Origin of the sequence: Inhella proteolytica (genome assembly GCF_016093275.1) — a bacterium.
GTDB classification, from domain to species: domain Bacteria; phylum Pseudomonadota; class Gammaproteobacteria; order Burkholderiales; family Burkholderiaceae_C; genus Inhella; species Inhella proteolytica.
Window position 1 is genome coordinate 1 of record NZ_JAEDAK010000034.1, and the last position, 4,710, is coordinate 4,710.

Consider the following 4,710-nt stretch of genomic DNA (forward strand, 5'->3'; position numbering starts at 1 on the left):
AGCAAAACCCCCCGCATGTTACTGCGAGGGGTTTTGGGGATTAATAGCCTGACGATGTCCTACTTTCACACGGGCAATCCGCACTATCATCGGCGCTGAGGTGTTTCACGGTCCTGTTCGGGATGGGAAGGGGTGGGACCACCTCGCTATGGTCATCAGGCTTGACTTGTCGGCCGGAAGTTTTTTGTCTTCCGACCCAATTCGTAGAGTCAAGATTGTATCTTGAGCAAAATCAGCTTTGGATTGCGTTGGCAGCGTTGAAGAACGACTTATGCACGCCCTGACAGATGTCAAGGTTATAGGGTCAAGCCTCACGAGCAATTAGTACTGGTTAGCTTAACGCATTACTGCGCTTCCACACCCAGCCTATCAACGTCCTGGTCTCGAACGACTCTTCAGGGGGCTCAAGGCCCCGGCAGAACTCATCTTGAGACGAGTTTCCCGCTTAGATGCTTTCAGCGGTTATCTCTTCCGCACTTAGCTACTCGGCAATGCCATTGGCATGACAACCGATACACCAGCGGTGCGTCCACTCCGGTCCTCTCGTACTAGGAGCAGGCTCTCTCAATTCTGCAGCGCCCACGGAAGATAGGGACCAAACTGTCTCACGACGTTTTAAACCCAGCTCACGTACCTCTTTAAATGGCGAACAGCCATACCCTTGGGACCGGCTACAGCCCCAGGATGAGATGAGCCGACATCGAGGTGCCAAACACCGCCGTCGATATGAACTCTTGGGCGGTATCAGCCTGTTATCCCCAGAGTACCTTTTATCCGTTGAGCGATGGCCCTTCCATACAGAACCACCGGATCACTTAGTCCTAGTTTCCTACCTGCTCGACTTGTCAGTCTCGCAGTCAAGCACGCTTATGCCTATGCACTATCAGCACGATTTCCGACCGTGCCTAGCGTACCTTCGAACTCCTCCGTTACGCTTTGGGAGGAGACCGCCCCAGTCAAACTGCCCACCATACACTGTCCCCAACCCGGATCACGGGCCAAGGTTAGAACCTCAAACACACCAGGGTGGTATTTCAACGTTGGCTCCATATGATCTAGCGACCATACTTCAAAGCCTCCCACCTATCCTACACAGATCTGTTCAAAGTCCAATGTAAAGCTACAGTAAAGGTTCATGGGGTCTTTCCGTCTTTCCGCGGGGAGATTGCATCATCACAAACATTTCAACTTCGCTGAGTCTCTGGAGGAGACAGTGTGGCCATCGTTACGCCATTCGTGCAGGTCGGAACTTACCCGACAAGGAATTTCGCTACCTTAGGACCGTTATAGTTACGGCCGCCGTTTACTGGGACTTCGATCAAGAGCTTGCACCCCATCAATTAATCTTCCAGCACCGGGCAGGCGTCACACCCTATACGTCGACTTTCGTCTTTGCAGAGTGCTGTGTTTTTAGTAAACAGTCGCAGCCACCGATTCTCTGCGGCCTCATTGGGCTCCCCAAGTAAATGGTTCACCTACTAAAGGCACACCTTCTTCCGAAGTTACGGTGTCAATTTGCCGAGTTCCTTCTCCAGAGTTCTCTCAAGCGCCTTAGAATACTCATCTCGCGCACCAGTGTCGGTTTGCGGTACGGTCGTCAATAGCTGAAGCTTAGTGGCTTTTCCTGGAAGCAGGGTATCACTCACTTCGTCTGCAAGCAGACTCGTTATCACCCCTCATCTAAGCCCGGCGGATTTGCCTACCAGGCACGACTACAGGCTTGAACCGGGACATCCAACACCCGGCTGAGCTAACCTTCTCCGTCCCCACATCGCACTATTGATCGGTACAGGAATATTGACCTGTTTCCCATCAGCTACGCATCTCTGCCTCGCCTTAGGGGCCGACTCACCCTACGCCGATGAACGTTGCGTAGGAAACCTTGCGCTTACGGCGAGGGGGCTTTTCACCCCCTTTAACGCTACTCATGTCAGCATTCGCACTTCTGATACCTCCAGCAGGCTTCACAACCCACCTTCACAGGCTTACAGAACGCTCTCCTACCACGCACATTGCTGTGCATCCGCAGCTTCGGTAACTGGCTTAGCCCCGTTACATCTTCCGCGCAGGACGACTCGATCAGTGAGCTATTACGCTTTCTTTAAATGATGGCTGCTTCTAAGCCAACATCCTGACTGTTTTAGCCTTCCCACTTCGTTTCCCACTTAGCCAATTTTGGGGACCTTAGCTGGCGGTCTGGGTTGTTTCCCTCTTGTGTCCGGACGTTAGCACCCGGTGCACTGTCTCCCAAGCTGTACTCATCGGTATTCGGAGTTTGCATAGGTTTGGTAAGTCGCCATGACCCCCTAGCCTAAACAGTGCTCTACCCCCGACGGTAATACTTGAGGCACTACCTAAATAGTTTTCGGAGAGAACCAGCTATCTCCAGGTTTGTTTAGCCTTTCACCCCTATCCACAGCTCATCCGCTAGTTTTGCAACACTAGTCGGTTCGGACCTCCAGTGCGTGTTACCGCACCTTCATCCTGGCCATGGATAGATCACCTGGTTTCGGGTCTACACCCAGCGACTAATTCGCCCTGTTCGGACTCGGTTTCCCTACGCCTTCCCTACTCGGTTAAGCTCGCCACTGAATGTAAGTCGCTGACCCATTATACAAAAGGTACGCAGTCACCCTTGCGGGCTCCTACTTTTTGTATGCATGCGGTTTCAGGATCTATTTCACTCCCCTCCCGGGGTTCTTTTCGCCTTTCCCTCACGGTACTTGTTCACTATCGGTCAATTACGAGTATTTAGCCTTGGAGGATGGTCCCCCCATCTTCAGACAGGATTACACGTGTCCCGCCCTACTTGTCGCGTACTCAGTTCCACAGCAGGCATTTCTCATACAGGGCTATCACCTTCTATGGCCGGGCTTTCCATCCCGTTTTGATATGCGTGCTGCTAAATTACGCAGGCTCCTCCGATTTCGCTCGCCACTACTTTCGGAATCTCGGTTGATGTCTGTTCCTCGAGCTACTGAGATGTTTCAGTTCACCCGGTTCGCCTTGCATGCCTATGTATTCAGCATGCAATACCGCTCGCGCGGTGGGTTTCCCCATTCGGAAATCTCCGGATCAAAGCTAATTTGCCAGCTCCCCGAAGCTTATCGCAGGCTATCACGTCCTTCGTCGCCTGTAATTGCCAAGGCATCCACCACATGCACTTAGTCACTTGACCCTATAACGTTGACATCGCTGACTGCAATGTCGTCAAGGACTCGATCGATTCAGAGTTCGATCGTATGCGTTCGCCGTTCTATCAACTATTCTCGATCTTGCGATCATCGAATGTCTGTTGACGCAATCCAATGCTATGAAGCTTTCGCTTCACAGCGCTGATTTCGACTCTACGAATTGTTAAAGAACAGCAGACGGGCCATCGGCCCTCTCTGGCAAACATCAGCAACCGCCTCTGGGTCGCTCATGTTTGCCAACTGTGTGACTTGACGCTTGCGCGCTTGAAGGTGGTGGAGGATGACGGGATCGAACCGACGACCCCCTGCTTGCAAAGCAGGTGCTCTCCCAGCTGAGCTAATCCCCCGGATCCGATCTGCATCGCAACCGTGGTGGGTCTGGTTGGATTCGAACCAACGACCCCCGCCTTATCAAGACGGTGCTCTAACCGACTGAGCTACAGACCCACGCGTTCCTTTGCATGAGCCGAGCCTCGTTCAGCCGGCCCTTCTTGGCCAATCGCTCTCGCAATCGACTCTAGTCACTGCTGTTGTCATTGCAGCCAATAAGTGTGGACACCCGATATCGAGTTTTTGGACTCGGCTCTCACTCACCAGCGAACTGATGAATCGGCTTCGTCTAATCTAGAAAGGAGGTGATCCAGCCGCACCTTCCGATACGGCTACCTTGTTACGACTTCACCCCAGTCACGAACCCTGCCGTGGTAATCGCCCCCCTTGCGGTTAGGCTAACTACTTCTGGCAGAACCCGCTCCCATGGTGTGACGGGCGGTGTGTACAAGACCCGGGAACGTATTCACCGCGGCAAGCTGATCCGCGATTACTAGCGATTCCGACTTCACGCAGTCGAGTTGCAGACTACGATCCGGACTACGACCGGGTTTCTGGGATTGGCTCCCCCTCGCGGGTTGGCAGCCCTCTGTCCCGGCCATTGTATGACGTGTGTAGCCCTACCCATAAGGGCCATGAGGACCTGACGTCATCCCCACCTTCCTCCGGTTTGTCACCGGCAGTCTCATTAGAGTGCCCTTTCGTAGCAACTAATGACAAGGGTTGCGCTCGTTGCGGGACTTAACCCAACATCTCACGACACGAGCTGACGACGGCCATGCAGCACCTGTGTTCTGGCTCTCTTGCGAGCACTCCCAAATCTCTTCAGGATTCCAGACATGTCAAGGGTAGGTAAGGTTTTTCGCGTTGCATCGAATTAAACCACATCATCCACCGCTTGTGCGGGTCCCCGTCAATTCCTTTGAGTTTCAACCTTGCGGCCGTACTCCCCAGGCGGTCAACTTCACGCGTTAGCTTCGTTACTGAGAAGAAACCCTCCCAACAACCAGTTGACATCGTTTAGGGCGTGGACTACCAGGGTATCTAATCCTGTTTGCTCCCCACGCTTTCGTGCATGAGCGTCAGTACAGGTCCAGGGAGCTGCCTTCGCCATCGGTGTTCCTCCGCATATCTACGCATTTCACTGCTACACGCGGAATTCCACTCCCCTCTACCGTACTCTAGC

2 tRNA genes and 3 rRNA genes are annotated in these 4,710 nt (G+C 53.2%); all 5 read right to left on the bottom strand.

The window, feature by feature from the left end:
• Positions 1-46: 46 nt before the first annotated feature.
• A 5S ribosomal RNA gene (gene rrf, locus I7X39_RS22845) occupies positions 47-160 on the bottom strand.
• Between the two features lie 140 nt (positions 161-300).
• Positions 301-3,178: ribosomal RNA gene (locus I7X39_RS22850) — 23S ribosomal RNA — on the bottom strand.
• A 287-nt stretch (positions 3,179-3,465) separates the two neighbouring features.
• Positions 3,466-3,541: transfer RNA gene (locus I7X39_RS22855), tRNA-Ala, on the bottom strand.
• Between the two features lie 23 nt (positions 3,542-3,564).
• Positions 3,565-3,641: transfer RNA gene (locus I7X39_RS22860), tRNA-Ile, on the bottom strand.
• A 181-nt stretch (positions 3,642-3,822) separates the two neighbouring features.
• Positions 3,823-4,710: ribosomal RNA gene (locus I7X39_RS22865) — 16S ribosomal RNA — on the bottom strand; the annotation flags it as partial.